The sequence below is a fragment of the Snodgrassella sp. B3882 genome (assembly GCF_026535915.1).
Classification (GTDB): domain Bacteria; phylum Pseudomonadota; class Gammaproteobacteria; order Burkholderiales; family Neisseriaceae; genus Snodgrassella.
In genome coordinates this window covers 1-679 of record NZ_JAFNPF010000016.1, presented here as the reverse complement: position 1 = coordinate 679, position 679 = coordinate 1, and the positions used below count along the sequence as shown (strand labels likewise).

Sequence of the window (679 nt, the reverse complement as noted above, 5' to 3'; positions counted from 1 at the left end):
TTACTTTCCTTTTCATGATCATAAGCACGAGTAATCACCATGCCTGTAGATAACAGTTGATTAATCGCCGTTGTCACTCGTTCTCCATCGGTATTGAGCCTGAAATACCAGCCTTTATACTTTGCTGATGAGAAGGGTAGTGAGGACAATTCAGCGGTTTTATTGTTATAAGACATGGTTTGTTGCAGTAAATGGTTTTGGTCAACTAAAGTGTTAATAGATTGATCATAGTCATCATAGATACCGTATATGGCTTGTTGTTGTTTAGATTGCAGGTCGGATTGATAAAGATCACTACCGGTACCAAAGACCACGATTATTTTGTGATCTACCCGTGGATCTTGATTATCCTTAGCAGGTTTAAATAATGTTGGTGCAGCAGTGATGGGACCATCAGCCTGAAAGATTTTGCTAACCGTCCAATTATCGGGATTGGGACTGCGGATATCAAAGCGGTACAGATTGCCACCATAATCCCCAGCATAAACCAGATCAGCTACGCCATCATTATCGCTGTCATAAACCACTGGACTGGCCAATCCGCCGTTACCATTGGGAGCGGTCAACTTTCTGACTAAATGACCTTTGGCATCCCCAGTGACTTGATAACTTTCTGTTCCCACGTCCACACCTAAGACATCATAAATATACAGTGCAGACTCATTTTCGTGGGTTTCCT

1 protein-coding gene is annotated in these 679 nt (G+C 42.3%); it reads right to left on the bottom strand.

The features are described from left to right. Positions 1 to 679, bottom strand: a 679-nt coding sequence (locus J3U68_RS10610; RefSeq protein WP_267376901.1) for a PilC/PilY family type IV pilus protein, incomplete at both ends; no start/stop codon positions are given.